Source organism: Oleiphilus sp. HI0086, from assembly GCF_001635225.1.
In genome coordinates, this window is sequence record NZ_LWFZ01000976.1 from 1 (window position 1) to 1795 (window position 1795).

Annotated in this window: 2 protein-coding genes; one reads left to right on the top strand and one right to left on the bottom strand. The window is 47.4% G+C overall.

Translation table 11 applies throughout. The annotated features are described in order from the left end of the window. Positions 1 to 914 (top strand): ATP-binding protein (locus A3756_RS17570; protein WP_156490568.1); only part of this gene is annotated, 914 nt, incomplete at its 5' end. Positions 915 to 926: 12 nt separating this feature from the next. On the opposite strand, the gene A3756_RS17575 is transcribed toward A3756_RS17570, so the two are convergent. Beyond that, the coding region (locus A3756_RS17575) for an aldo/keto reductase (protein WP_068554110.1) at positions 927 to 1795 on the bottom strand (869 nt) is incomplete at its 5' end.

The following is a 1795-nucleotide window of genomic DNA, read 5'->3' on the forward strand; positions in this document are numbered from 1 at the left end:
AAACGCAAGATGCTTATCGCCAAGCAATGGAGGAGTACAGAGCCTCGCTTTGGTTTTGGTTGAGTGCGGTAGCGCTGGCACTCATTGCACTTCAGTTCATGATACTGAAGTGGGGGCTTCGCCCTATTGCTGCTTTAAGTCATGACTTGAGTGTGATTCAGAAAGGTGAGTCGGATTCGCTGAAAGGCAATTATCCCTTAGAGCTTCAGGAGATGACGGATAGTATTAATCGTCTTATTTCCCACGAAGCTCATCAGCGAGAACGCTATCGGAATACCTTAGCGGACCTGGCACATAGCATTAAAAACCCTTCTGCCATTATTAGCAGCGCCTTGAATCAGGCGGGAAACTCCCTACCTGATGATATGCGCAATACCTCATGGCTCCAGGATATTGAGGAGCAGAATGAGCGCATCGATAAAATACTTTCCTACCAGCTAACACGCGCCGTTGGGGGTGTGGCAGCCCCGTTTAATAAGGCCGTAGTAGTCAAACCCTTGTGCGATAAAATCTGTGCAGCCATGGGCAAGGTCTATCATGATAAGTCGATGACTTTGGCTTGTGATATCTCCGGCGACGCAGTCTTTAGGGGAGATGAAGGTGACCTGATAGAGCTCTTAGGCAACTTGATCGATAATGCTTTTAAATACGGAAAGGCGCAGGTTAATGTTCATGCAAGGGCCCATGACAATACCTTACGGATCACCATTGAAGATGATGGCCCGGGGATAAGTGAAGCTGAGCAGGCAAAGCTCGTCAGACGAGGCCAGCGCGCGGACACTACGATTCCCGGCCAAGGAATAGGTTTAGCTGTAGTAAATGATATTGTCGAGAGCTACGGCGGGACGCTAAGATTATCTGATTCTGAATTAGGCGGGCTAAGTGTAGAGCTCGCCTTTTCTCAGGGTTTATAGAGCTTTTTTGTGCTAGAAAGGCAAAGGGTATTCCCTAAGTACTTTGAAAATAGCCTTCAGGTCATCTTTGGATAACTCAACTTTAAAGGCTTCGATATCTTCTTCCAGCTGCTGCAAACTGGTGGCGCCAATAATTGTTGATGTGACACCATCGACCTGATTACACCAGGCTAATGCCAATTGTGCCGGCGTGATATCGAGTTGCTTAGCAATCGAGGCATAGGCACTGACAGCCGTCTCGACATTTGGCTTGTCCCGTAAAATACCATTGCGTTGTGGAATGCTCCAGCGACTACCATCAGGCCTTTCTCCATTTAGATATTTACCGCTTAATACGCCGCCACCAAGCGGAGACCAGGGAAGGTAAGCGACATCCTGGTGAACACAGTTTTCAATCAGGTAAGGCCAGTCTTTGGTATGTAGTAGATTAAACTCATTTTGTATTGATACCATCTTGGGAAGCGAGTGCTTTTCAGCTAAACGTAAGTACTCATTGATCCCCCAAGGTGTGTCGTCTGATAAACCGCAATGTCTAATTTTCCCGGCTTTGATGCAGTCATTTAAAGCCTGAAGAATTTCTAGCATTTGATCGGAGTGTGCCTGACGGTCTACATCGGTAAAAGAAATTCGACCAGGGAAATGTTTGGCGAAGTGAGGCGAGGTACGATTGGGCCAATGGAGTTGGTAGAGGTCGATGTAGTCGGTCTTAAGGCGCTTTAAGGATGCGTCTACTGAGGTGATAATCGACTCACCCGTGATGTCACCACCCCCGCGTATCCAAGGTAGGCCATTTCCTGCAATCTTTGAGGCCAGAATAATGTCACCTCGTTTACTCGAATTAGCTGCCAGCCAGTTACCTATCATCTTTTCTGTTTTGCCAT